This window comes from Shinella sp. WSC3-e (genome assembly GCF_945994535.1).
GTDB classification, from domain to species: Bacteria; Pseudomonadota; Alphaproteobacteria; order Rhizobiales; family Rhizobiaceae; genus Shinella; species Shinella yambaruensis.
In genome coordinates this window covers 677936-702165 of record NZ_OZ000531.1, presented here as the reverse complement: position 1 = coordinate 702165, position 24230 = coordinate 677936, and the positions used below count along the sequence as shown (strand labels likewise).

The following is a 24230-nucleotide window of genomic DNA, read 5'->3' as shown; positions in this document are numbered from 1 at the left end:
GCCGGCCATGAAATCGAACAAGGTTATCATCACCTGCGCGGTGACGGGCTCGGTGCACACGCCCTCCATGTCGCCCCATCTGCCCTACAAGCCCGAGGACATCGCGTCCGAGGCGATCGCGGCGGCGGAGGCGGGCGCCTCTATCCTGCACCTGCACGCCCGCGACCCGGAAGACGGTCGCCCGACGGCCGACCCGAAGGTTTTCATGCGCTTCCTGCCGGTCATCAAGCAGGCGAGCGATGCGGTGATCAACATCACCACCGGCGGCTCCTCCGTCATGACGCTGGAGGACCGGCTGGCGGCGGCGCTCGCCGCCGAGCCGGAAATGTGCTCGCTCAACATGGGCTCGATGAATTTCGGCCTCTACCCGATGCTCGACCGGCCGCGGGCATGGAAACATGCCTGGGAGCCCGAGCTCCTGGAGGCGACGCGCGGCACGATCTTCCGCAACACCTTCGCCGATATCGAGACGGTCCTCAAACGCCTCGGCGAAGGCTGCGGCACGCGTTTCGAGTTCGAATGCTACGATGTCGGGCATCTCTACACGCTCGCCCATTTCCGCGACCGCGGGCTCGTTCCCGGCACGCCCTTCATGCAGTTCGTCTTCGGCGTGCTCGGCGGCATCGGCGCGGATCCGGAAAACCTCGTCCATATGAAGCGCATCGCCGACAAGCTGTTCGGCGAGGATTACCGCTTCTCGGTGCTTGCCGCCGGGCGCAGGCAGATGCCGATGATCACCATGGCGGCGACCATGGGCGGCAGCGTGCGCGTCGGCCTGGAGGACAGCCTTTTCGACGGCCGCGCGCTTGCGGCCTCGAATGCCGATCAGGTACGACGCATCCGTGCGATCCTCGAGGGCCTTTCGCTGGAGGTCGCGACGCCGGACGAGGCGCGCGCCATGCTCGGCCTCAAGGGCGGCGATCGCGTCGCATTCTGAGGAGGGGACATGCAGGACGACATCACGATCCGGCCGGCCGTCGCGGATGACGCGGAGACCATCCACGCGGCCCTGAAGACGATGGCCGTGGACATGGGCGCCGAGGCGAAGTTCGTCTCCACCGTCGAGGACGTGCGCCGCCACGGCTTTGGCGAAACGCCGGCCTTCGAGGTGCTGATCGCCGAGGCGGGGGCGGCGTTTGCCGGCCTGTGCCTGAGCTTTCCGAGCTTTTCCACCTGGATGGGCGAGCCCGGCCTCTATGTTCAGGACCTCTTCGTCGCCGATGCCTTTCGCGGACGGCGGATCGCCGAGCGGCTTTTGCGCGCCACCGCGCGGCGCGGCTGGGCGCGCGGCGCCCATTACATGCGCCTGTCGGTCGATGTGGACAATCTCCGCGCGCAGGGCCTCTACGATCGCCTCGGGATCCGCCATTCCCGCAGCGAGCAGATCCACATGATCAAGGGCGCGGATTTCGACGCATTCGCCGAGGGAGAGCCATGAAGACCTTTTTTGCCGAAGAACAGAAACGCCACGATCCGAGCTTCTTCCTCTCCAGCGGCGCGCCGCAACCGAACCCGGAGCAGCCGGAACGCGTCGAGCGCCTGCTGGCCGGCGCGCGGGCGGCGGGCATGGCGATCGTGCGGCCGAAGGACCACGGCCTCGCGCCGGTCTCCGCCGTGCACACGCCGGAATACATCGATTTCCTGGGCCGCATCCACGAGCGCTGGCAGCGCATCGAGGGCGCCTCGGCCGAGGTCATCCCCAACATCCACCCGATCGCCCGCACCGGCAGTTACCCCGCCTCGGCGGTCGGACAGGCCGGCTATCACATGGCCGATACGTCCTGCCCGATCTCCGAGCATACCTTCGAGAGCGCGCGCTGGAGCGCCTCCACCGCCGTTTCCGCCGCCGAGGCCGTCATGGCCGGCGAGAGGTGGTCCTATGCCCTCTGCCGCCCGCCGGGCCACCACGCCTTCCGGGATGTCGCCGGCGGCTTCTGCTTCTTCAACAATTCCGGCATCGCCGCCCAGCACCTGCTGCGGCAGGCAAAACGCGTCGCCATCCTCGATGTCGACCTGCACCACGGCAACGGCACGCAGGGCATGTTCTACGAGCGCGCCGACGTGCTGACGGTCTCGATCCATGCCGATCCGGTGCGCTTCTACCCCTTCTTCTGGGGCCATGCCGACGAGCGGGGGGAGGGGCTTGGCCTCGGCTACAATCTCAACCTGCCGCTGCCGCGCAGATCCGGCGACGACGTCTATCTGGAGGCGCTGGCCGCCGCCATCCGCCGGGTCGAGGCCTTCTCGCCCGACGCGCTCGTCGTGGCGCTCGGCCTGGATGCCTTCGAAAAGGATCCGTTCGGTGGCCTCTCGGTCTCGACGCCGGGTTTTGCGCGCATCGCGGAAGTGATCGGGGCGCTGCGCCTGCCGACGGTCATCGTGCAGGAGGGCGGTTATCTCTGCGACGCGCTTGGCGACAACCTGACGGCCTTCCTTGCCGGTTTCGGTGCGAGAAACGGCTAGGGCAATTCCAGCAGAAGTGCGAAGCGGTTTTGCGTCCGGAATTGCGTGAAAACAAACAGATAGAGCGTTTTCTCGATTCGGGGAAAAGCGGAAATGCTCTATGCGGGATAGGTCCTTTGCGCGAAGGGTATCGTGGCGATCGCCTGGCGCAGTTCGGCAAGCAGGATCGTCTCGGCGCGGCTGCGGCGGGCCGTGCCGTCATAGACGAGGTGCACGTCGATGACCGGCGGATCCTCATAGGGCGGCAGGCGCCAGAGGCGGCCGGCGCGCACGTCCTCCACCACCACATGGATCGGCAGCGGCCCGAAGCCGAAGCCGGCGATGATCAGCCGCTTGACCTCCTCCAGATGCGAGGAAGTGCCGACGGTCTGGCCCTCGAACCCCTCCTGCTGGCGCAGCAGCGCGACGGGCCAGAGCGCGCCGGACATCTGGTCCGTCTTGAAGGAGACGTAGGGCTCCTGGCGCAGCGCCTGCAGCGGCAGGTCCGCCACGCCGAACAGCGGATGCCGCGCGCCGCAGAAATAGCCGAAACTCTCCCGGTAGAGCACGTCGTATTCGAGCTTCGGATGCCGCTCCTGCATCAGGCAGACGCCGAAACCGGCATCGCGGTTGAGTACGGCGGCCATCACCTCCTGGCTGGAGGCGACGGAGAGCGACAGCGTGACCTGCGGAAAGGTCGTATGGAAGCCGGCCAGCACCTCGTCGAGGAACGGGCAGACGACATGGCTTGCCAGCGCGATCTCGATATGGCCGGTAAGGTCGCCGGGCTGCTCCTCCATCTGCTGCGGCAGCCCGGAAACGATCTCGAACAGCGCGATGCATTCGCTGAACAGCCGCTGCCCGGCCGGTGTGACGGCGAAATGCGAGGCGTTCCGCTCGACGAGCCGGCAGCCCATATGGGTCTCCAGCCGCTTCAGCGCATTGCTGACGGTCGGCTGTTTCAGGGAGAGCTTTTCGCCCGCCGCCGTCAGTCCGCGCTCCTGCACGATGACCATGAAGGTCCTGAGCAGGTTCCAGTCGATTTCCCAGACGAAACGCCGTCTTTGCCGCGCCATGTGCATTTCCCGGAGTTATGCTTCGGGCGGCAACTATTGCATGGGCCTATCGGGCGTCAAAGGGTTCAACCGGACAAAGGAGATCCGCCATGCCGCTTCTGACCTATCAGGGCGTCGTCTATCCCGCGCAGTGCGATGCGATGGGGCATATGAACGTGCAATATTACATCGCGGCCTTCGACCAGGCGTTCTGGCATCTCATCGCCGCGGCCGGCTATTCGGCGACGTGGATTGCCGAGCGGCAGGAGGGCTGGGCGGACCGCCGCTACGAGATCGACTTCCGCCGGGAGCTGCCGGTCGGCAGCCTGTTCGAGGTCCGCAGCGCCGTCGTGAAGGTCGGGCGCACCTCGCTCACCACCCGCCACCGGCTGACGAACAAGGCGGACGACCAGCTTTATGCCGAGCTTGTCGCCGTCTCGGTCTATTTCGACCTCGCGCGACGGGAGGCCCGCCCCCTGCCGGAGGTGCTTCTGAGCGGGGTTCGCCCCCTTGCCGAGACGGATAGGGATGGCCCTGACGGCGTATAGCTGAAGGACGGCCGCGCCCTCAGCCGAAGCGCCGGAGCGCCGCGGCGAACAGGTCCGTATCGACATTGCCGCCGGAGGTCACGGCAATCACGGCATCGCCTTCGATCGCGGCGCCGTGGAACAGCGCCGCCGCAAGGGCGACGGCTCCGCCGGGTTCCACGACGATCTTCAGCCGCTTGAAGGCGAGCGCCATGGCGCGCAGCACCTCCTCCTCCGTCACGGCGATGCCGGACCCGGCCAGGCGCTGCAGAATGGGAAAGGTGATCCTGCCCGGTTCCGGCGTGACGATCGCGTCGCAGATCGAGCCCGTCATCGTGGCGTTCCGCACGATCTTTCCGGCCGCCAGCGAGCGCGTGGTGTCGTCGAAACCTTCCGGCTCGCAGGGGCGCACGGTGAAGCCCGGCGCGGTGGCCTCGAGGGCAAGGGCGATGCCCGAACTGAGCCCGCCGCCGCCGCAGGGCACCAGCACCTCGGCTGTCGTTATGCCTTCCTCTTCCGTCTGCTCCGCGATTTCGAGGCCGGTCGTGCCCTGGCCGGCGATGACCAGCGGCTCGTCGAAGGGCCGGATCAGCGTCAGGCCGCGCTCTTCGGACAGCCGCGCGCCGATGGCGTCCCGGTCTTCCGTGCCGCGGTCGTAGAGAACGACCTCGGCCCCGAAGGCGCGGGTGTTCTCGATTTTCAGCTTCGGCGCGTCGGAGGGCATGATGATGACGGACGGAACGCCGTGCCGCGTGGCGGCGAGGGCAACGCCCTGGGCATGATTCCCCGACGAGAAGGCGATCACGCCGCGCTTGCGCACCTCCGGCACCAGCCCCGAAAGGGCGGACCAGCCGCCACGGAACTTGAAGGAGCCGGTGTGCTGCAGGCATTCCGCCTTCACGAGGACGCGCCGCCCCGCCATCTCCTCCAGGAAGGGCGAGGACAAGAGCGGCGTCCGCCGGGCATGGCCCTGCAGGCGGGATCTGGCGGCGACGATCATTTCGATGGATGTCATGGAGCGGGCTTTCGGCTGATGCGGTACCCGTTTCATAGAATGCCGCCGCACGCTTGAGAATGTCCGTTCTTGTCATGGTGACAGGAGCGTCCGCGCCTCGAACGGCACCATGCAGCAGAAGGACGCACCCTCTTGAAATTGCCGCATTGAACGGCCAATTGCAGGTCATGTGCATGGAAACGTCCGTCAGAATTTCGAGGCTTCGCGATCAAGCGCGCTCCCTGACCCGGAGCCGGCTGTCTTGACCCTGTAACGCCGCCGCAGATCCCGCCGCTCCGGGAACCCACACGATCCAACAGTGCGGTTCATATCGTCTCGCCCTTGCGGCGTTCCGATGGAGCATATCCATGTCCTTGCCTCACGCCCCCAGAATCTGCCTCACCTGCGACCGGCATCTCCCGCGCGCGGCCAGCCGCTGCCCCTGGTGCAGGGCGCCCGTTCTCGTGCGTGCCGCCTCCGGCGTCCGCCGCACGGCAGCGTTCTTGCGGCCCGGCGGGGGGAGGGGATGATGAGCGGCGCAACGTGTACCAGCGCCCCTGCCGCGCAGGCCGGCGGTCCCGACGAATTGCAGCAGGTCGGGGTGCTTCCCTGGCGTCTTCGACGCGACGGCGAGCCGAAGATATTGCTCATCACCTCGCGCAGGCGAGGGCGATGGATCGTGCCCAAGGGATGGCCGATGCGGGGGCGTTCGGCGGTCGCTGCGGCGTCCCGGGAGGCCTTCGAGGAGGCCGGCGTCATCGGCGATATCTCGCCTTCGCCCGTGACCTTCTACCGCTACATGAAGGCGCTGGACGACGGCTCGGAAGTTCCCTGCCACGTCACGGTGTTCGGCATGAAGGTGCGCGGCACGCTGAGCCATTGGCGCGAGAAGGGGCAAAGGCAGCGCCGCTGGTTCTCCCTCGCCGCGGCGGCCGACCGGCTCGGCGACGCGGAGCTTGCCGCCTTCGTGAGGACGCTCGATGGCGCGCCGGAGGCGCTGCGACCGTTCGGCTCGTTTGGCGGGCGGAAAGATTCGCCCGGCGAACCGCGGGCCGGTAGACGGTGAGGTAGCGCGATGGTTTCGCCACGCCCGGCCCGCCGCGTTGCGCGACGTCCTTTCCGCAGGACCGCCGCCGACTGCTGACGGCCTGGCGCTGCTGACTGCGAATGCAAGAGCGGCGCCAGGATGTCGCCTCCCGACCCAAGATGAAAACCTGTCGAGCAAGGCCGGCCGCATCCCTGCGCCGCCGCCTGCTCCTATTCGGAAAGAGCCAGACATGCGCTTTCGATACAGCCATACATTCCCCATCAGTGGCCCGAACAAGCTGCCCCGTTTCAAGCAATGGGCGGCCGAGAACCTGCCGGGCATCGCCTTCTCCCTGCCGCCGCAGGTTCCGGTGAAGAGCACGGCCCTGACGGTGCGCCTGCAATCCATCGAGGATCGCAACGCGCTGACGGAAAAGCTGGTCGGCGCCAGCTTCTAGCGGCATGAGAGGCGGCGAACGATGGCCTTGGCGGCATCGTTCGCCGCCTCTCTTCCTCAAGCGTCCGGTCATGTTGCCGCGGAGGCCAAGGATGTGCACCGATGGTTCCATAATTCAGCTTATGCGACTTCCATATGCTGCCGGGCGGGATCGAGAATGGCGCGGCCGAGTGGAAAAAAGCGGAAATGCTAGACGGACTGCGGGGCGATGAACTGGTAGTAGGCCCAGACGAGCGCGACTGCGACGAGGACGGCGATCCAGATCAGGCCCTTCTTCGGTGGCGGCGCCTTCGGCTTGTTCTTGTCGTCCTGCTGCGGCTTCCGGCGTTCGAATTTCAGAACATTGTTCTCGTTCATGGCATCCTCCGGTGCGCAGGCGTGGCGGTCGCCGAGAGCTTTACCGGCGATTTGCCCCTTTCGGCAAGCGCCCCCGAGGAAGATCATGGATGGGGTCGTCCGGCGGGGTCACACCGCCCTTCCCCCGACGCCCATCTGCTCGAAATGCTTGTGGCCGAGATGGCCCGTGCCGTCGCGGATGTCCGCGGCGATCGCGGCCTTGAGCGCCTCGGGGTTGCGCGCGACGATGGCGGCGAGCGCCTCGGCGTGGCGGTCGATCTGGTAGGTGGTCGACAGGGTCTCGCCCGCCCGGCGCATGAAGGGGGCAAGGCGCAGCCAGAGGGATTCGATCAGCGGCAGCATCACCGTGCCGGGCCGTGCCTCGTAGAGGCAGCGGTGGAAGTCGAAATTCGCCTCTACGAGGCGGCCGAAATCGCGCCGCGCCAGCGCCTCGTCGGCCTGCTGGTCGAAGGCGCGGAGGCGGGCGAGCCGCGCCTCGTCGATGAAGGGCATGGCGCGTTCGGCGGCCCGGGTTTCGAGCGCGATCCGCGCCTCCAGCACCTCCTCGAAGCGCTGCGGATCGAGATCCGGCACGCGGACGCGGCGATTGTCGAGCAGTTCCAGCGCCCCGTCGGCGACCAGCCTGTGCAGCGCCTCGCGCACCGGCATGGCGCTGACGCCGAGGGTTTCGGCCAGCCCGTTGATCGTCACCGGATCGCCCGGCTCGAACTGGCCCGTCATCACGGCCCGCCGCAGCACGCGGTAGACCCATTGCTTGGCGGATTCGGACGCTTCGCGACCGGCTGCAACCAGCATGCTGAAACCCTCCCGTCTGTCGACCCGGTCTATGCCGGCTTATCGTCTCCGGGCTGAATTTTGCGGCCCTTGCACGCAGGGCGGATAAAGTCGCAAAGCTCAAAATGGCCCTTTACAGATTTGATCAAATTATGATTTGTTGTGATCATAAGCAAGTCAAGCCTATCACATAAGAGCCGTGATCAGCGGCCGGACAGAGGACAGCCGGCGCTCTGGGCGGAGGAAGCTCGGGACGCCGGACGATAAACGGGGAACCGATGACTGAGACCCGAACGACCGCGGCCCATGGCGGCGCCATCGGCATGCATGGCATCAAGAAATGGTTCGGCAATTTCCAGGCCGTCGACGACGTGACGCTGGATATCCGGTCGAACGAGTTCTTCACCCTTCTCGGCCCGTCCGGCTGCGGCAAGACCACGCTCCTGCGCATGATCGCCGGCTTCGAGCTGCCGACCGAAGGACAGGTCCTGCTCGACGGGGTGGACATTTCCAGCCTTCTGCCGAACCAGCGGCCGGTCAACACGGTCTTCCAGAATTACGCTCTCTTCCCGCACCTGACGGTGGCCGAGAACATCGGCTTCGGCCTCAAGATGCTCGGCAAGCCCCGGTCGGAAATCGACAGCGTCGTCAATGACATGCTGAAGCTTGTTCATCTGGAAGGACGCGGCGGCAACCCGGTCACGCAGCTTTCCGGCGGCCAGCAGCAGCGCGTGGCGCTCGCCAGGGCACTGGCGCCGCGGCCGAAGGTACTCCTGCTCGACGAGCCGCTTTCCGCGCTCGACCTGAAATTGCGCAAGTCCATGCAGATGGAGTTGAAGCGCCTCCAGACCGAAACCGGCATCACCTTCGTCTTCGTCACGCACGACCAGGAGGAAGCGCTCACCATGTCCGACCGCATCGCCGTCATGTCGACGGGCACGGTGCGCCAGGTGGGCTCGCCCTGGGACATCTACGACCGCCCGGCCGAGCGTTTCGTGGCCGACTTCATCGGCGAGACGAATTTTCTGGAAGCCGAGGTCGTCGCGGTTTCCGGCGACCGGGCGCGCGTGCGGCTCTCCTCCGGCACGGAGATCCCGGCGACCTTCCCGGCGGACGTGACGCCGGGCGGCAAGGTGACGGTCGTCATCCGTCCCGAACATGCCCAGGTCGGAGCCCCCTCGCCCGCCTCGGTGCTGCGCGGCATCATCCGCGAGATCGTCTATCTCGGCACGGACACGCATTTCCACATCCGCCTCGAGGACGGCACGACCTTCACCGTGCGCCAGCAGAATGCCCGCAGCGGGTCCTGTGGCTTTTCCAAGGACGAAGCGGTCGGCATCAACCTCAGCGACGACGTCGCCCAGATCCTGAGGGACTGACGATGAGCGGCGCACAGGAAGCCGCTCTGGCGGCGCAGAAACAGGATATCCGCTCCCGCTGGCTGCTCAGCGCGCCGGCCCTGCTCATCATCTTCTTTGCGGCCGTCGGCCCGCTGCTCGTGATGCTGCTCTACTCCTTCATGGCGAAGGGCGACTACGGCGACGTCAGGTTCGGGGAGTTCTCGCTCGAGGGCTGGGTCTCGGTCTTCTTCCAGCGCGACATATTCGACGATACGCTCGGCCTTGCGGATGCGCATCTGTCGATCATCTGGCGCTCGCTCCAGCTGTCGTTCTTCACGACGCTCCTCACCCTGATCCTCGGTTTTCCGACCGCCTATTTCATCGCGACGCGTCCGCCGCACACCCGCGAGATCTGGGTCTTCCTCGTCACGATCCCGTTCTGGACCAACCTCCTGATCCGCACCTTCGCCATGCAGCAGGTCATCCGCAACGAGGGCCTCCTGAACAATGCCCTGATCTGGCTCGGCGTGATCGATTCGCCCCTGCAGATCATGTATACGGACACGGCCAACCTGCTCGGCATGACCTATGTCTACCTGCCGCTCATGGTGCTGCCGCTCTATGCCTCGATCGAGAAGCTCGACTTCCGGCTGGTGGAGGCGGGATACGATCTCTATGCGAGCCGCCTGCAGGTCCTGCGCCGCATCGTGATCCCGCTGGTCAAGCCCGGCATCATCGCCGGCTCCATCCTCGTCTTCATCCCGTCGCTCGGCGCCTATGTCATTCCGCGCGTGCTTGGCGGCGGCAAGAACATGATGCTCGGCAACCTCATCGAGATGCAGTTCGGCTCGGGCCGCAACTGGCCGCTCGGCGCCGCCATGTCGATCACCCTGATGGCCCTGGTGATGGTCGCGCTGATCTTCTACGTGCGCAACGCCTCGCGCGGAGGTTCGAGCCATGTTTAAGTCGCATTTCGACATCCGCTCGCAGCCCGGCTTCGGGTTCATCACCCTCTTCACCTTCTTCGCGCTCTACCTGCCGATCGCCGCGCTGGTCATCTACTCCTTCAACGGCGCGGAATCCCTGTCGCGCTGGGATGGGTTCTCCGCGCGCTGGTTCGTTGCGGCCTGGCAGAACGCGGCCGTTCAGGACGCGGCCATCCGGTCGCTGATCATCGCGATCTGGGCGGCCTTCCTCGCCACGATCGCCGCCACCATGGCGGCCCTTGCGACGACACGCACGACGCCCTATCGCGGCCTCACCTTCAAATATGCGCTGATCAACCAGCCGCTCATGGTGCCGGAGATCGTCACGGCCGTGGCGCTGCTCATCGTCTTCTCGCGCATCAAGGTCTGGACCGGCTATTCGGGCCTCGGCTACCTGGTCGTCGCGCACACCGCCTTCTGCATCCCCTTCGCCTACCTGCCCATCCGCGCCCGGCTGGAGAGCATGGACCTGACGCTGGAGCGGGCGGCGGCCGACCTCTACGCCACGCGCTGGCAGACCTTCCGGCACGTGACCCTGCCCCTGCTGCGCCCGGCGGTCATCGCCGGCTTCATGCTGGCTTTCGTCATCTCGCTGGACGACGTCGTCATCACGGAATTCGTGAAATCCGGCGGACAGGACACCCTGCCGACCTATATGCTGGGACAGCTCCGGCGCGAGACGACACCCGAGATCAATGCCATCGCCACGGTCTTCCTGGCGCTTTCGACGGCGCTCGTCGTGGTCTTCTTCTTCATCAACCGGAAAAAACAGTGATCATCTCGACGAACAACGACAGAGAGGAACAGAGAATGAAAACGAATTGGATGACGACGACAGCGACGGCGGCGATTGCCATGCTGTTCGCGGCGAATGCCGCTTCGGCGGCCGGCCAGCTCAACATCTACAACTGGGGCGACTACACCAATCCGGAACTGATCAAGAAGTTCGAGGAGAAGTTCGACGTCAAGGTCACGGTCACCGACTACGATTCGAACGACACGGCGCTCGCCAAGGTCCGCGCCGGCGGCCACGGCTTCGATGTCGTCGTGCCCTCGGCGAACTACGTGCAGATCTGGATCAAGGAAGGCCTGCTGCAGGAAGCCCGGCCGGACCAGATGGAGAACTTCAAGAATGTCGACGAGCGCTGGGTCGACGTGCCGTGGGATCCGGGCCGCCACTATACCGTTCCGTGGCAGTGGGGTCTGACCGGCATCGGCGTCAACACCTCGGTCTACAAGGGCGACATCAACACCTCGGCGATCTTCCTCGATCCGCCGGAGGAGCTGGCCGGCAAGATCAACGTGGCGCCGGAGATGAACGACGTCCTCTTCGCCACCATCAAGTATTTCGGCGGCGACTGGTGCACGACGGACAAGGACGTCCTGCGCAAGGTCCGCGACAAGCTCGTCGAGGCGAAGACCAAATGGCTCGCCATGGACTACAGCGTGACGGAGAAGCTGCCGGCCGGCGACTATGCGGCCGTCTACTACTGGAACGGCGCCATCATGCGCTCGCGCATCAAGAACGCGGACATCAAGTTCGGCTATCCGAAGGAGGGTTTCCCCTACTTCATGGACAGCGTCGCGCTCCTCAAGGACGCGAAGAACGCCGAGAACGCCAAGCTGTTCATGAACTTCATCATGGATCCGGAGAATGCGGCCCTGATCTCCGCCTTCGCCAAGTATTCCAACGGCATCAAGGGTTCGGAAAAGTTCCTGCCGGCGGAAATGCAGGATGCGCCGGAACTGGTCGTGCCGGCTGAATTCCAGCCCGCGGGCGAGTTCCTCGCCAGCTGCGAGCCGGACGTGCAGCAGCTTTATACCAGGATCTGGACCGAACTGCAGAAGTAAGCGGCAAGGCCGCAAGGAAACGAGGACGGCCGTACGCGGGAGGGCCTGGCGCCTTCCCGCGCTTCGGTCGGATATGCCATGATCAAGACATTCAAGGACAGGCACGGCTTTGCCCGTGCGGACATCACGCTCGCCAACTGGCGCACCGCGCCCTATAGCCGCTGGACCTTCCAGAATGTCCGCGATCTCGTGCCGACGGCGGTGATCGCGGCCGAGGTGCCGGCCGCCGAAGTGCCGCTCGCCAGCGACGCCTTTCTCGATGCGGCGATGGAGACCGGCCTTGCAGGCGCCCCGAGCGCCCGCGCCTTCCTCGACTTCGCCCATACGGACGCCTTCGTGATGATGCGCCGGGGCGAGGTCGTCGCGGAATATTATGCCCCGCATGCCGACCCGGATGCGCCGCATCTCGTCTTCTCCATCTCGAAGTCGCTGACGGCCGTCATCTCCGGCATCCTGGAGGCCGAGGGGCTGATCGATCCCGACCGCCCGGTGACGGACTATCTGCCGGAGGCCAAGGGCAGCGTCTATGGCGACTGCACCTATCGCGACGTGCTCGACATGCGCGTCAGCCTCGATTTCGAGGAAGCCTATCTCGACCCGCACGGCGCCTTCGCGCGCTATCGCCGCGCCATGCTGTGGAACCCGCCGGAACCGGACATCGCGCCGGAGACGCTCGCCTCTTTCCTCATCACCCTGCAGAAGGCCGAGCGGCCGCATGGCGGGCCGTTCTACTATGCCTCGCCGAATGCCGACCTGCTCGGCGTCGTCATCGAGCGCGTCACGGGCGCGCGTTTTGCCGACCTCGCCTCCGATCTCCTCTGGAAGCCGATGGGCGCGAAGGGCAATGCCGATATCACGGTGGACGCGATCGGCACGCCGCGCACCGCGGGCGGTGTCTCCATGACGGCGCGCGACCTTGCCCGCCTCGGCGAACTGCTGCGGAACCACGGCGTGCGCAACGGCCGGCAGATCGTGCCGGAAGGCTGGATCCGCGACATGCAGGAGAACGGCGACCGCGAAGCCTGGCGAGAGGGCCGCAATGTCGACCTGCCGAACGGGCGCTACCGCAGCCAATGGTATCAGTCGGGCGAGGCCGACGGCGCCTTCTGCGCGATCGGCATCCATGGCCAGTGGCTCTATGTCGATCCGAGCACCGAGACCGTCATCGTCAAACTCTCCTCCCAGCCGGAACCGCTGGGCGACGAGGAGAACCAGGACATCTTCACCTTCTTCCGGGCGCTCTGCCGCCGGGCAATCTGAACGCGATTCGAGGACACGCCATGCAGACGGAAGCGAGCTTCATCATCCGCAATGCGCGGGTGCTGACGATGGACGCGGCGAACCCGCGGGCGAACGCGGTTGCCATTGCCGGAAACCGCATCCTGGCCGTCGGCCCGGAAGCCGAGATCGACGCCTTTTCCGGACCCGACACCCATGTGATCGACGCCGGGGGCGGCACGGTGCTGCCCGGCTTCAACGAAGCGCATATGCACATCTTCGGCGGTTCGGCCGAGCTCAGCGAACTGTCGCTGGCCGGCGTCAAGGGGTTTGACGCGCTGGAGAAGGCGGTGAAGGCCTATGCGGCCGAACATCCCGAGCGCCGGCTCCTCATCGCGCAGCAGGCCGATTACACGATCCTGTCCGACGACGAGCGCATGACGCGCCATCATCTCGACCGCATCCTGCCGGATCGGGCGCTGCTGATCGTCGCGCCCGACCACCACACGGCCTGGGCCAACACGACGGCCCTCACGATGGGCGGCATCCTGGAGGGCCGGGACGTCGGCGTCGGCAACGAGATCGTCATGGGCGAGGACGGCCTTGCGAGCGGGGAGCTGCGCGAGAGCAACGCAATCCGCCCCATTTCCGCCTTCGGCGAGACCGGCGGGCGGGAAATGCTCGGCGTCGGCACCGGTGGCGACCCGGAGCACGTGACGGCGGAAGAGCGCGCGGGCGACATCGAGGTCATCAAGCGGGGCCTTGCCTATGTCGCCTCGCTCGGCATCACCTCGCTGCAGAACATGGACGGCAGCCTCTACCAGCTCGAAATGCTCGACGAGATCGAGCGCACGGTGGGCCTGCCGGTGCGCGTGCGCATGCCCTTCCACATGAAGAACTTCATGCCGCTCTCGGACCTCGAGACGAAGGCCGCCGCCTGGCGCGAGCGTTTCAACACGGACCGCCTGCGCTGCGATTTCGTCAAGCTCTTCATGGACGGCGTGACGGAATCGGGCACTGCCGTCTTCATCGACGACTACACGCACCAGCCGGGCTGGAAGGGCGAGCCGCTGTTCTCGCAGGACCATTTCGACAGCATCGCCATCGCCGCCGACAGGCTCGGCCTGCCGGTCGCGGTGCACGCCATCGGCGACGGCGCCGTGCGCATGGTGCTGAACGGCTACGAGGCCGCCATCAAGGCGAACGGAAAGCGCGACAGCCGCAACCGCATCGAGCATATCGAGGTCGTGCATCCCGACGATATTCCCCGCTTCAAGGAACTGGGCACCGTCGCCTCGATGCAGCCGACCCATCCGCCGGGCAGCGCCGACCTGCCGGTCGAGCCCTACCTCTCCTATATCGGCGAGGACCGCTGGCCCCATGCCTTTGCCTGGCGCACGCTGGTCGATGCCGGGGCTGAGATCGTCTTCGCCACGGACTGGCCGGTCTCCCCGCTCGATCCGATGCACTGCATCGAATGCGCCATGACGCGCGGCCTGTGGAAGGAGGGCCTGAAGGACCAGCGGCTTTCGCTTGCCGAGACGCTGGCCGCCTATACCAAGAACGGTGCCTGGGTCGAGTTCATGGAAGACCGCAAGGGCATGTTGAAGCCGGGGTATCTCGCGGATATCGTCGTGCTGTCCGGCAATGTCGAGGCCGCGGACCATGCGAACCTCGCCGCGATCCGGCCCGTCACGACTATGTGCGACGGCCGCATCACCTATCAGGCCTGAAGGTGGTCGGGCCGAGGCCGCGATAAGGGCAACAGAGCAACCCACGCGGCGGAATTTCCGCCCGTGGCTTTGTCAAGGAGCATTCGGACGGGGCGCTGGAGGCTGCCTCGACTGAATGTTTGTATGCGGCACCGTCCAGCGCCCCGTTCGGCGGTTTTTGCCCGCGACTTCGGCCTCTCTGCGATGGCGGGGTGCGTGGGAACGGTGGCGCGCCCTTCCGAAGAATGGGTCATGCACGCCCTCAGGGTCACGGTGCCGCAGCCACGACTGCCGGTCGGCACCGTCTTCCACTGCGCCATGCGAGCGGGGAAGCCCCCGGACGCCGCATGGTGCAGCCGCCATGTTGTGTGCCACACAGGCACGCCCGGCGACGTGATCGGGGCAAAACGGCGGTCCGGTCCGACGCCCCGCCATTTCCCCCGTTTCGCCGGAGGGAGACCATTTTCCGCGCGCCCGGTGCGTCAAGGTGTGCGTCGCCCCCTCACGCCCCGCGCCGACCCCGCCTCGCCGCAACGCCTTGCGGTGTATCCGCGGCGGGATGGGAGATTGTAGGCACGGGGTTGAGGGGTGGGGAAAATGCGGGACGTGTTTTTTGGCGGCGAGGACGTGCGGTGGGGCGTGGGTCCTCGGGTCAAGCCCGAGGATGACGGAGAGGAGGAGAGGTTGCCAGCCCCTTGGCCGGTGCGGCATCCGGCTCCCTTGCTTCAGCCCTAATCCTCTCTTCTTTCGTCATCCTCGGGCTTGACCCGAGGATCCATAATCGCCGACATTTCCCGTATGACGGGATATGTCTATATCGTCACCAACCAAAGGAACGGCACGCTCTATATCGGCGTGACGGCCGACCTTGAACGGCGCATTCATGAACACCGGGAGAAGGTCACGCCTGGATTCTCCTCGAAATATGATTGCGTTCGCCTGGTCTGGTATGAAGAGCATGACAGCATCGGCACGGCCATTCAGCGGGAGAAATCGCTGAAACGCTGGTATCGGCAATGGAAAGTCGAATTGATCGAGGCGATGAATCCGGATTGGCGGGATTTGTACCTGGAACTTTGGTGAGGCGTGCCGTGAAGGTGGATCCTCGGGTCGAGCCCGAGGATGACAACAAAAGAGAGGTTTGAGGCTGAAACGAGGGTGCCGAATGCCGCGCCATCAATGGCTGGGGCAACCTCTCCTCCCCACCGTCATCCTCGGGCTTGACCCGAGGATCCACTCGGGCACCGTCAACCCTGCCGGGCGAGATCCACGAGATAGGTGTTTTCCGACCGCGACTTCGCGTAATCCTCGGGGCGGATTTCCGCGAAGAGCAGGGTTTCGCCCTCTGCCGAAGCTTCGGCGAGCAGCTTGCCGTCGGGCGCCGCGATGCGCGACAGGCCGGCATAGGTGAAACGGTCGTCGGCGCCGCAATGGTTGATGTAAGCGACGAAGACCTGGTTCTCGAAGGCGCGCACCTGGATCATGTGGCTGGCGATGAAGGTGCCGGACGAGCCCTTCGGCAGCGCCGTGGGCACGATGACGAGATCGGCGCCGGCCAGCGCGAGCCGCCGCACGTTCTCGGGAAACTCGACGTCGTAGCAGATCAGCATGCCGAGCCGGATGCCGCCGAGCTCCACCATGACGGAGGCCGGCGCGGCCGGGCGGAAGACGCCGCGTTCGTACTCGCCATAGAGATGGGACTTGCGATAGACGGCATTGGTGCCGATGCCATCGGTGAAGAGCGCGCTGTTGTAGACATGCGCTCCTTCCTGTTCGGCAAAGCCCGTGACGATGGCCAGCCCGTTGTCCCGCGCGATGGCGCCGAGCCGCCTCGCCACGTCGCCCGTCGCAGGCGAGGCCAGCCGGGCGAAGGCCGCCTCCCCTGCCCCGTAGCCGGTGACGGCAAGCTCCGGCACGACGAGCAGCTTGGCGCCACCCGCCGCCGCATCCGCGGCCGCTGCCGCGATGCGCTCGATATTGGCCTCGCCGTCGCCGGCAATGGCGTGCATCTGAAGGGCGGCGATCCGCATGCGGGCTCCTGTCTGGTTCTGTGCCGTTCCGCTCGGCTATAGTACACCTTCGCCGGACCGGCTGCTAATCCCGCGACGACATGGCGCCGAGCAGCTTCGGCAGGTCGCCGAAGCGCGCGACGAGGCCGAAGATGGTGGCGGCGATGGCGACGAAGAGGATCGTGACCGAGGCCATGGTCGGCGTATAGCCGTAGCGCAAGGCGTTGAAGATCTTGATCGGCAGCGTCTCCATCGTGAAGCCGATCGTCATGTAGGCAACGATATATTCGTTGAGCGACAGGACGAAGGCGAAGGCATAGCCGGAGATCAGATAGGGCAGGATCAGCGGCAGGACCACCGTGCGGAAGATCGTGCGGTCGTCGGCGCCCATCGTGGCGGCCGCTTCCACCAGCGAGCGGTCGATGGAAGAGAAGCCGAGCGACAGCGTCACCAGCGGCAGCGTCACGAAGAAGATCGCATGGCTGATCACCGCGGTCGCCGGTTGGCCGTAGAACCCGGTCGTCGCCCAGAAGGTGAGCAGGCCGAGCGCCGTGATGACCGGCGGCAGCGTGAAGGGCGCGATGCCGAGCAGCTGGAAGATGTTCGCCCAGGGGGCATGGCGCCGCCAGAGGAACCAGGCGAGCGGCAGGGCGATGAGAAGCGCCACCGCCGCCGAGAGGGCGGCCAGCGTGATCGAGGCGAAGAGGGCGCTGCGCCATTCGCTGTTGGTGAAGATCTCGCCGTACCAGCCGAGCGAAAAGCCCTGCGGCGGGAAGGCCAGCGTCTGCTTCTCGTTGACCGAGACGCCGGCGACCACGATGATCGGCAGCGAGAGGAAGAGGCCGACGAGGCCGAAATAGACCTTCTGCAGCAGCGCGTTCATGCGGCTTCTCCCTTGCGGCCGGCATAGACCGTGAGTGCGACGAGGCCGAGCGTGACGAGCACCAGGAACACGGCCATGGCGGCGGCGAACGGCATGTTCGACTGGTAGATCGCCTGGTCGGTGATCAGCACAGAGAGGGTCCAGTGCTGCGGCCGGCCGAGGATCTGCGGCAGCAGGTAGGAGCCGAGCGCGAAGATGAAGACCATGATCAGCGTGGCGACGATGGTGTTGCGCAGTGCCGGCACGACGACGGTGAAGAAGGATTTCATCGGCGAGGCGCCGAGCGTGCGCGCCGCCTCCGTCAGGGTCGGGTCAAGACGGACGAGGGCGGGATAGAGCACCAGCACCGTATAGGGCAGCGCCTGGTAGACCATGGCGGTCAGCACCGCGCCGAAGCTCGGATTGAGCGCCACCGCCTCGTTCATGATGCCGAGCATGACGAGGAGATTGGTGATGCCGGCGGTGCGCGAGAACAGCGTCGACCAGGCAAAGCCGATGATGACTTCCGACAGCGACAGGATGGACAGCAGCGCCACCAGCCAGAGCACCTGGGTCTTCCGCTTGGCGCGCGAGAGGAGATAGGTGAAGGGCACGGCGAGCACGACGCAGCAGATGGCGACCATCACCGCCAGGAACAGCGAGAAGCCGAGCACCTTGCCGAAGAACAGGCTCAGGAAGCGGGCATAGTTGTCGAAGACGAAATCGGGCGAATAGAAGCCCGCCGGATCGCGGCGGAAGAAGGAGACGGCGATCATCGTCGCGAAGGGCACGACGAAGAAGACGATCAGCATGCCCGCGGGGAAGAACAGCGGGCCGTAGTCGGCGAGTTTTTGCGGAGGCTCGCGTCTCATGACTTCAGCACCACGCAATCGGCCGGGTTGAGCTTCAGGCCGACGGTCTGGCCGACGGCGACATCCGGCCGCGCATTCGGCATGGAGACGGCGACGACCTGCTTGCCGGCGGCTTCCACGAAGGTCTCGATCGTGCCGCCGAGATCGCGCACGAAGGTGACGGTGCCGGAGATCGGCGCATTGCCGGGCGCGGTGAGGTGCACGTCCTCCGGGCGCACCGAGAGGATGCCGGATTCAAGGCCCACCGGGATGGCAAGGCCGGGGATCGAGGCGCCGAGCACGCTGGCGCCGGTGCCGTCCGCGGAAAAATCGATGAGGTTCGTCATGCCGATGAAATCGGCGACGAAGGTGTCGGCCGGACGGCGGTAGATCTCCACCGGCGGGGCGGCCTGGCGGATCTCGCCGCCGTTCATCACGACGACCGTGTCGGCCATGGTCATCGCCTCGCGCTGGTCGTGGGTGACGACGATGGTGGTGATGCCGAGGCGCTGCTGGAGCTGGCGCAGCTCCACCTGCATGGCCTCGCGCAGCTTGGCGTCGAGCGCGGAAAGCGGTTCGTCGAGCAGGAAGAGTTTCGGCGAGATGGCGAGCGCGCGGGCGATGGCGACGCGCTGGCGCTGGCCGCCGGAGAGCTTTGCGACCGGCCGGTCGGCGTAGCCAGCAAGGTGGATCATCGCGAGCAGCTCGTCGACGCGCTTCTTCTGTTCTTCCTTGCTCGCGCCGCGGATGCGCAGCGAATAGGCGATGTTCTCGCCGACCGTCAGGTGCGGGAAGAGCGCCAGCGACTGGAAGACCATGCCGAGATCGCGCTTGTGGGTGGGAACATTGGTGATGTCCTTGCCGTCGAGCCTGATCGCGCCGCTGGTCGGAAGGTCGAGGCCGGCGACCATGCGCATCAAGGTCGTCTTGCCGCAGCCGGAAGGGCCGAGGAGGCAGACGAAGGTGCCGTGCGGCACGGTCAGCTCGACATTCTTGACGGCGGTGAAGGTGCCGAACTGCTTGACGATATTCTGGAGGGTCAATCCGGACATTGGGGCTCCGCTCGGCTTACGGTTTGGGGCCGGCCGGCTGATGCTTCAGCCGGCCGGTCGAATTGTGGACGGCGCGGCTCAGCCGGCGATCATTTCCGTCCATTTCTGGTTCAGCCAGTCGGCCTTGGACGTGTAGAGGTCGTAGCGCGGGATGATCGGCTCGATGTCCGAGGAGACCGCGGCGAATTCCTCGACCGTCAGGTCGAGAAGGTCGCGCTTGACGGTCGGGGCGGTGCCGACCTTGCGCGACAGCAGCGACTGGATCTGCGGCTGGCACATGTAGTTGATGAAGGTATGGGCCTCCTCGACCTTCTCCGAGGCGCGCGACAGCGCCCAGCAGCCGGAATCCATGATGCCGCCTTCCTGCGGGAAGGTGGAGCGGACCGGCTGGCCGTCTGCGGCGGCAAGGCCCGTCACGTCGTGGTAATACTGGCCCATCGGGATTTCGCCCGACTTCAGCGACTGCTCGAACTGCGCCTCGTCGCGATACCACAGGCGCACGTTCGGCTTGACCTCGGCGAGCTTCTCGAAGGCCTTGACGAGGCCTTCCTCGGTGTCGAGCGCGTTGGTGCCGCCGAAATGGGTCTTGGCCGTCACTTCGAGCAGGAAGGAGTTGGAGACGAGCGCGAGCAGGCCGAGCTTGTCGGCGTTCGCCGGATCCCACAGCGCGTTCCAGGAGGTCGGGGCTTCCTTGTAGACGTCCGTGTTGGTGACGAGCGTGATGTACCAGGCGACGGCGCCGATGCCGGCGACGCGGCCATCCGGATACTTGTTGACGAAATGGTCGATGAGGTTCGTCGCGTTCGGGATCTTGGCCGTGTCGAGGGCGGCCCAGAGCTCGGTCGACTGGCCCTTCAGCATGGCGACCTGCGACATCATCGAGACGTCGGCCGGCGCCTGGCCCGCCTTGGCGGCCTGTTCGAGCTGCACGAGCCAGGCTTCGCCGGTCGGCTCGGCGACCGATTCGATGGCGATGCCCGTTTCCTTGGTGAAATCGGCAAAGATGTTCTTGTCGAAGGAATCCTTGAAGTAGCCGCCATAGACGCCGACCTTCAGCGACTTGTCCTGGGCGCGCAGCACGGCCGGCATGGCGAGCAGCGAGGCGCCGGCGACGCCGGCGCCCAGCACCGCGCGGCGGCTGACATTGGTCTTGAGGATGTCACGCATCGTCATCTTTCTCCTGTTAGGCCGGCCGATCGGTCCGGCCGGTGCGTTCCCGTTGTTGCTATTGTATGTCAGGCGGTCCGGGCCACGGAAGGGCTGAAAACCATCAGGCTCAGAATTTCGAACAGTACCTGTGCGCCGGCATGGGCGGTATTGGTCGTCGCGTCGTATTGCGGGGCGACCTCCACGACGTCGCCGCCGACGAGATTGATGCCCTTGAGGCCGCGGATCAGCTCCAGCACCTCGCGGCTCGTCAGGCCGCCGATCTCCGGCGTGCCGGTGCCGGGCGCGAAGCTCGGGTCGAGGCTGTCGATGTCGAAGGAGAGATAGGTCGGCCCGTCGCCGACGATTTCCTTCGCCTTCTCGATGATGGCCGGGATGCCGAGGCCGCTCACCTCTTCGGCATGGATGACGGTCATGCCGGATTCGTAGGAGAACTCCCAGAGATATTCCGACGAGCCGCGGATGCCGATCTGGATCGTGCGCGTCGGGTCGAGCACGCCGTCGAGCACGGCGTTGCGGAACGGGCCGCCATGGTGGAACTTCGTCTGGTCGAAGGCGCCGCCCGTGTCGCAATGGGCGTCGATATGGATCATGCCGACCGGCTGCTTCTTCCCGACGGCCTTCATGATCGGATGGGTGATCGAGTGATCGCCGCCGACGGCGAGCGGGATCACGCCGGCATCGACGATCTGGTTGAAGCGCTTCTCGATGTCGTCATGGCTGAGTTCGAGGCGGTAGCGGCTCTGGAAGGGCACGTCGCCGATATCGGCCACGCGCAGCTCCTGCACCGGGGCGCAGTCGAGGACGTGGTTGTAGGGGCCGATGCGCTCGATGGCGCGCATGGCGCGCGGCCCGAAGCGCGAGCCGGGGCGGTTGGTGACGCCGAGATCCATCGGCACGCCGGTGATGGCGACCTGGAGGTTGCCGAAATCCGGGTTCTCCGCATCGACCGGCATGTAGGGCGCGGAGAGGAAGGTCGGCACGCCGGCATAGGGCGCAAGGCGCGAACCGCTCTTGGTGAAGATCTTGTCGGCAACCTTGCGGAAGGCGGGGTCGAACAGTTCGCCGCCGTGGCTTGCGCCGTATTTTGCCTTGAGTTCGTCGAGTTTGCTGTCGGCCATGGTCTCTACCTCACCTTTCGGAAATGCGGGCAGACCGGGGGGCCGGAGCAGATGCGAGCCAAGTGATGTTCCCCCGGGGCTTTGCCCTCGTTCTTCATAGTATCGTAACAAAACGACTGGAAAAGCAATTGACATTGTTATAGCAGTTTGCGTGAGAAAAACTCACATACTGGAACCGCTCCTCATGGCCTCGCGCCTGCCGCCGCTCAATCCGCTCCGCGCCTTCGAGGCGACCGCCCGCCGGGGCGCGGTTTCGGCTGCCGCGCGGGAACTGAACGTCACCCATGGCGCGGTCAGCCATCAGATCCGGGCGCTGGAGGATTCGCTCGGCACCGCGCTTTTCGAGCGCGGCGGCAAGCGGCTGAAGCTGACGCCGCAGGGCGCGCTGCTGCTGCCGGCCGTCACCAACGCCTTCGGCGAGATCGCCGCGGCAACAGCCCTGATGAAGCAGCCGGAAACCCGCGGCGACCTCACCGTGACCTGCGTGCCGGCCTTGCTTTCGCTCTGGCTCATCCCGCGCCTCAATACCTTCACCGACCAGTTTCCCGGCGTGCGCGTCACGCTGATCGCCTCCAACGATCCGGACAATCTGCGTTCGCTCGATACGGATGTCAGCGTGCTTTACGGCGACGGCAACTGGCCGGACTGCTGGACACGGCTCTGGTCGCACCTCAAGCTCTTTCCCATCGCCAGCCCCACCCTGCTCAACAGCCGGCCGTTGCGCTCGGTGCGCGACCTTTCCGACCACACGCTGTTCCACGGCGACGACGGGCGCGAATGGAGCACCTGGCTGGCGGCGGCGGATGCGGTCGACGTTGTGCGCGGGCGCCAGCATTTCATGAGCGATGCCCGCCTTTCCACCGAGGCGGCGCTGCACGGCCAGGGCGTCGCCCTCGGCGACACGATCACCGCCAGCAACCTGATCGCCCGCGGCGAACTCGTCGTGCCCTTCGACCTGACGGTGCCGGCGAACGACGCCTTCTATGTCGCCTGCCGGCAGTCGGTGCGCCAGGCGCCGATCGTCAAGGTGTTCATCGACTGGCTCTTCGCCTCGCTCGAGGAGAGCCTGCCCGAGCCGCAGACCTCCGCCCGCATGATCCTGCGCGGCCGTGGCGGCCGCGCGGCGGACCTCCATCACCCGATCGCGGCTCCGGCCAAGCGCCGCTCCGCCTCCAACCCCCAGCGCAAGACCCGCGCCTGACCTCTACGGAAAGACCATGCCCCGCTTCAACCCGCTCGTCGAAACCCTCGCCGCCCCGCCGATCCCGTCCGTCTTCGCCTGGGGCAATGCCTATGACGGCCGCAGCGGCCCGATGATCGACCTGTCGCAGGCCGTGCCCGGCTATCCGCCGCATCCCGACATGCTGCGCCTGCTCGGCGAATATGCCGCCTCGCGCGCCTATACGGGCTATGGGCCGATCGAGGGCGAGGACAGTCTGCGGAAGGCCTATGCGCAGCATGTGGCGGAAACCTACGGCGCCGCGATCACCGCCGGCAACATCCATGTCACCGCCGGCTGCAACCAGGCCTTCATCTGTGCGGCCATGGCGATCGCCGGCGCGGGCGATGCCGTGCTGATGACCGATCCCTACTATTTCAACCAGGAAACGACGCTCGCCATGCTGGGCATCAAGACCCGGTTTGCCGCCTGCGATCCCGCCAACGGGTTCCTGCCGGATGTCGAGGCGCTGGCTTCCGCCATCACGCCGGACGTGCGCGCCGTCGCGCTCGTCTCGCCGAACAACCCGACCGGCGCGGTCTATCCGGCGGACCTGCTGGCGAAGATCTACGACCTCTGTGCCGCGCGCGGCATCTGGCTCATCCTCGACGAGACCTATCGCGACTTCCTGCCGTTGGGCGCCGGGCGGCCGCACGCCCTGTTCGACCGGCCGGGCTGGGAAGACACGCTGATCGGCCTCTACAGCTTCTCGAAATCCTTCTGCATTCCCGGCCATCGCCTCGGTGCGATCACGGCGGGTGCCGGCGTGGTCGAGCAGGTGGCGAAGATCATGGACAACCTGCAGATCTGCCCGCCGCGCTCCGCCCAGGCCGCGGTCGCCACGGCCCTGCCGCTTCTGGCAGGCTGGCGCGAGGAGAACCGCCAGGAAATCGCCCGGCGGGTCGAGGGGCTGCTTTCCACGATGGCCGAGGTCCCGGCCTGGCGCGTCGGCGCGGTCGGCGCCTATTTCGCCTTCATCGGCCATCCCTTCGGCGATACGCCTTCCGCCCGCGTGGCGGAGAAGCTTGCCAAGGAGGCCGGCATCCTCTGCCTGCCCGGAAGCTATTTCGGCGCGGGGCAGGACGGATATCTCCGCTTCGCCTTCGCCAATGCGGATGTGGCGACGATCACCTTGCTGAAGGACCGCCTGGCGCGATTCGCCCTGGATTGAAGGAGCGGCCCGCTCTTTCGCCCCTTTGAGGTTGAGCAC

General features: G+C 66.1%; 25 protein-coding genes. 15 read left to right on the top strand and 10 right to left on the bottom strand.

The window, feature by feature from the left end; translation table 11 throughout:
* Positions 1-7 precede the first annotated feature (7 nt).
* From AABF56_RS26445 to AABF56_RS26435, 3 genes are read left to right on the top strand one after another with little or no spacing between them, the layout of a single operon-like run.
* Positions 8-937: a 3-keto-5-aminohexanoate cleavage protein gene (locus AABF56_RS26445; RefSeq protein ID WP_272808089.1), complete on the top strand. Its 930-nt coding sequence runs from the start codon at positions 8-10 to the stop codon at positions 935-937.
* 9 nt (positions 938-946) lie between these two features.
* A complete protein-coding gene (locus tag AABF56_RS26440; protein WP_272808090.1) occupies positions 947-1438 on the top strand; it encodes a GNAT family N-acetyltransferase in 492 nt (163 codons plus the stop codon).
* Positions 1435-2463 (top strand): histone deacetylase family protein, encoded by a 1029-nt coding sequence (locus AABF56_RS26435; RefSeq protein ID WP_272808091.1) that lies wholly within the window; start codon positions 1435-1437, stop codon positions 2461-2463. Before AABF56_RS26440 ends, AABF56_RS26435 begins: the two co-directional genes overlap by 4 nt.
* A 98-nt stretch (positions 2464-2561) precedes the next feature.
* Here the strand turns inward: AABF56_RS26435 and AABF56_RS26430 are convergent, their stop codons facing one another.
* Positions 2562-3518: a LysR family transcriptional regulator gene (locus tag AABF56_RS26430; protein WP_272808092.1), complete on the bottom strand. Its 957-nt coding sequence runs from the start codon at positions 3516-3518 to the stop codon at positions 2562-2564.
* A gap of 89 nt (positions 3519-3607) precedes the next feature.
* On the opposite strand from AABF56_RS26430, the gene AABF56_RS26425 reads away from it, so the two are divergent.
* Positions 3608-4045: an acyl-CoA thioesterase gene (locus AABF56_RS26425; protein WP_272808093.1), complete on the top strand. Its 438-nt coding sequence runs from the start codon at positions 3608-3610 to the stop codon at positions 4043-4045.
* A gap of 19 nt (positions 4046-4064) precedes the next feature.
* Here AABF56_RS26425 and AABF56_RS26420 read toward each other — a convergent pair whose 3' ends face one another.
* Positions 4065-5039: a threonine ammonia-lyase gene (locus tag AABF56_RS26420; RefSeq protein ID WP_272808094.1), complete on the bottom strand. Its 975-nt coding sequence runs from the start codon at positions 5037-5039 to the stop codon at positions 4065-4067.
* 508 nt (positions 5040-5547) lie between these two features.
* Here AABF56_RS26420 and AABF56_RS26415 point away from each other — a divergent pair.
* Both AABF56_RS26415 and AABF56_RS26410 read left to right on the top strand, forming a co-directional pair.
* On the top strand, positions 5548-6084 hold the full coding sequence (locus AABF56_RS26415) for an NUDIX hydrolase (protein WP_272808095.1): 537 nt from the start codon (positions 5548-5550) through the stop codon (positions 6082-6084).
* Positions 6085-6295: 211 nt separating this feature from the next.
* Positions 6296-6502: a hypothetical protein gene (locus tag AABF56_RS26410; protein WP_244766108.1), complete on the top strand. Its 207-nt coding sequence runs from the start codon at positions 6296-6298 to the stop codon at positions 6500-6502.
* Between the two features lie 188 nt (positions 6503-6690).
* On the opposite strand, the gene AABF56_RS26405 is transcribed toward AABF56_RS26410, so the two are convergent.
* Positions 6691-6858 carry a hypothetical protein gene (locus AABF56_RS26405; RefSeq protein WP_272808096.1) on the bottom strand — a complete coding sequence of 56 codons (168 nt, stop codon included), beginning with the start codon at positions 6856-6858 and terminating at the stop codon, positions 6691-6693.
* Positions 6859-6966: 108 nt separating this feature from the next.
* Complete coding sequence (locus AABF56_RS26400; RefSeq protein ID WP_244766110.1) at positions 6967-7653, bottom strand: GntR family transcriptional regulator; 687 nt, start codon at positions 7651-7653, stop codon at positions 6967-6969.
* Positions 7654-7910: 257 nt separating this feature from the next.
* Between AABF56_RS26400 and AABF56_RS26395 the strand changes: the two genes are divergently transcribed.
* The 7 genes from AABF56_RS26395 (at position 7911) to AABF56_RS26365 (ending at position 15822) form a co-directional block, all read left to right on the top strand.
* The gene (locus AABF56_RS26395) at positions 7911-9011 is read left to right on the top strand and encodes an ABC transporter ATP-binding protein (protein WP_443021182.1); all 1101 of its coding nucleotides are present in this window, start codon (positions 7911-7913) and stop codon (positions 9009-9011) included.
* A 2-nt stretch (positions 9012-9013) separates the two neighbouring features.
* Entirely contained in the window at positions 9014-9937 is a 924-nt protein-coding gene (locus AABF56_RS26390; RefSeq protein ID WP_244766111.1) for an ABC transporter permease, read from the top strand.
* A complete protein-coding gene (locus AABF56_RS26385; protein ID WP_244766112.1) occupies positions 9930-10733 on the top strand; it encodes an ABC transporter permease in 804 nt (267 codons plus the stop codon). Before AABF56_RS26390 ends, AABF56_RS26385 begins: the two co-directional genes overlap by 8 nt.
* Before the next feature lie 35 nt (positions 10734-10768).
* Positions 10769-11809 (top strand): ABC transporter substrate-binding protein, encoded by a 1041-nt coding sequence (locus AABF56_RS26380; RefSeq protein WP_272808097.1) that lies wholly within the window; start codon positions 10769-10771, stop codon positions 11807-11809.
* A 78-nt stretch (positions 11810-11887) separates the two neighbouring features.
* The gene (locus AABF56_RS26375) at positions 11888-13069 is read left to right on the top strand and encodes a serine hydrolase domain-containing protein (protein ID WP_272808098.1); all 1182 of its coding nucleotides are present in this window, start codon (positions 11888-11890) and stop codon (positions 13067-13069) included.
* Between the two features lie 20 nt (positions 13070-13089).
* Positions 13090-14760, top strand: coding sequence for an amidohydrolase (locus AABF56_RS26370; protein WP_272808099.1), 1671 nt, complete (start codon positions 13090-13092; stop codon positions 14758-14760).
* A 777-nt stretch (positions 14761-15537) separates the two neighbouring features.
* Positions 15538-15822 carry a GIY-YIG nuclease family protein gene (locus AABF56_RS26365; RefSeq protein WP_244766116.1) on the top strand — a complete coding sequence of 95 codons (285 nt, stop codon included), beginning with the start codon at positions 15538-15540 and terminating at the stop codon, positions 15820-15822.
* A 164-nt stretch (positions 15823-15986) separates the two neighbouring features.
* On the opposite strand, the gene AABF56_RS26360 is transcribed toward AABF56_RS26365, so the two are convergent.
* The 6 genes from AABF56_RS26360 to speB all read right to left on the bottom strand — a co-directional run bounded on the left by AABF56_RS26360 (position 15987) and on the right by speB (position 21801).
* Positions 15987-16769, bottom strand: coding sequence for a carbon-nitrogen hydrolase family protein (locus AABF56_RS26360; protein ID WP_244766117.1), 783 nt, complete (start codon positions 16767-16769; stop codon positions 15987-15989).
* Between the two features lie 64 nt (positions 16770-16833).
* Positions 16834-17631: an ABC transporter permease gene (locus AABF56_RS26355; protein ID WP_244766118.1), complete on the bottom strand. Its 798-nt coding sequence runs from the start codon at positions 17629-17631 to the stop codon at positions 16834-16836.
* The gene (locus tag AABF56_RS26350) at positions 17628-18482 is read right to left on the bottom strand and encodes an ABC transporter permease (protein ID WP_272808100.1); all 855 of its coding nucleotides are present in this window, start codon (positions 18480-18482) and stop codon (positions 17628-17630) included. Before AABF56_RS26350 ends, AABF56_RS26355 begins: the two co-directional genes overlap by 4 nt.
* Entirely contained in the window at positions 18479-19513 is a 1035-nt protein-coding gene (locus AABF56_RS26345) for an ABC transporter ATP-binding protein (RefSeq protein ID WP_272808101.1), read from the bottom strand. Before AABF56_RS26345 ends, AABF56_RS26350 begins: the two co-directional genes overlap by 4 nt.
* A 78-nt stretch (positions 19514-19591) precedes the next feature.
* On the bottom strand, positions 19592-20680 hold the full coding sequence (locus AABF56_RS26340; protein ID WP_443021192.1) for an ABC transporter substrate-binding protein: 1089 nt from the start codon (positions 20678-20680) through the stop codon (positions 19592-19594).
* Positions 20681-20748: 68 nt separating this feature from the next.
* Entirely contained in the window at positions 20749-21801 is a 1053-nt protein-coding gene (gene speB, locus AABF56_RS26335; protein WP_244766121.1) for an agmatinase, read from the bottom strand.
* A 184-nt stretch (positions 21802-21985) separates the two neighbouring features.
* On the opposite strand from speB, the gene AABF56_RS26330 reads away from it, so the two are divergent.
* Together AABF56_RS26330 and AABF56_RS26325 are read left to right on the top strand one after the other, a co-directional pair.
* Positions 21986-23002 carry a LysR substrate-binding domain-containing protein gene (locus AABF56_RS26330; RefSeq protein ID WP_272808102.1) on the top strand — a complete coding sequence of 339 codons (1017 nt, stop codon included), beginning with the start codon at positions 21986-21988 and terminating at the stop codon, positions 23000-23002.
* Between the two features lie 16 nt (positions 23003-23018).
* Positions 23019-24191 (top strand): aminotransferase, encoded by a 1173-nt coding sequence (locus AABF56_RS26325; RefSeq protein ID WP_272808103.1) that lies wholly within the window; start codon positions 23019-23021, stop codon positions 24189-24191.
* Positions 24192-24230 lie beyond the last annotated feature (39 nt).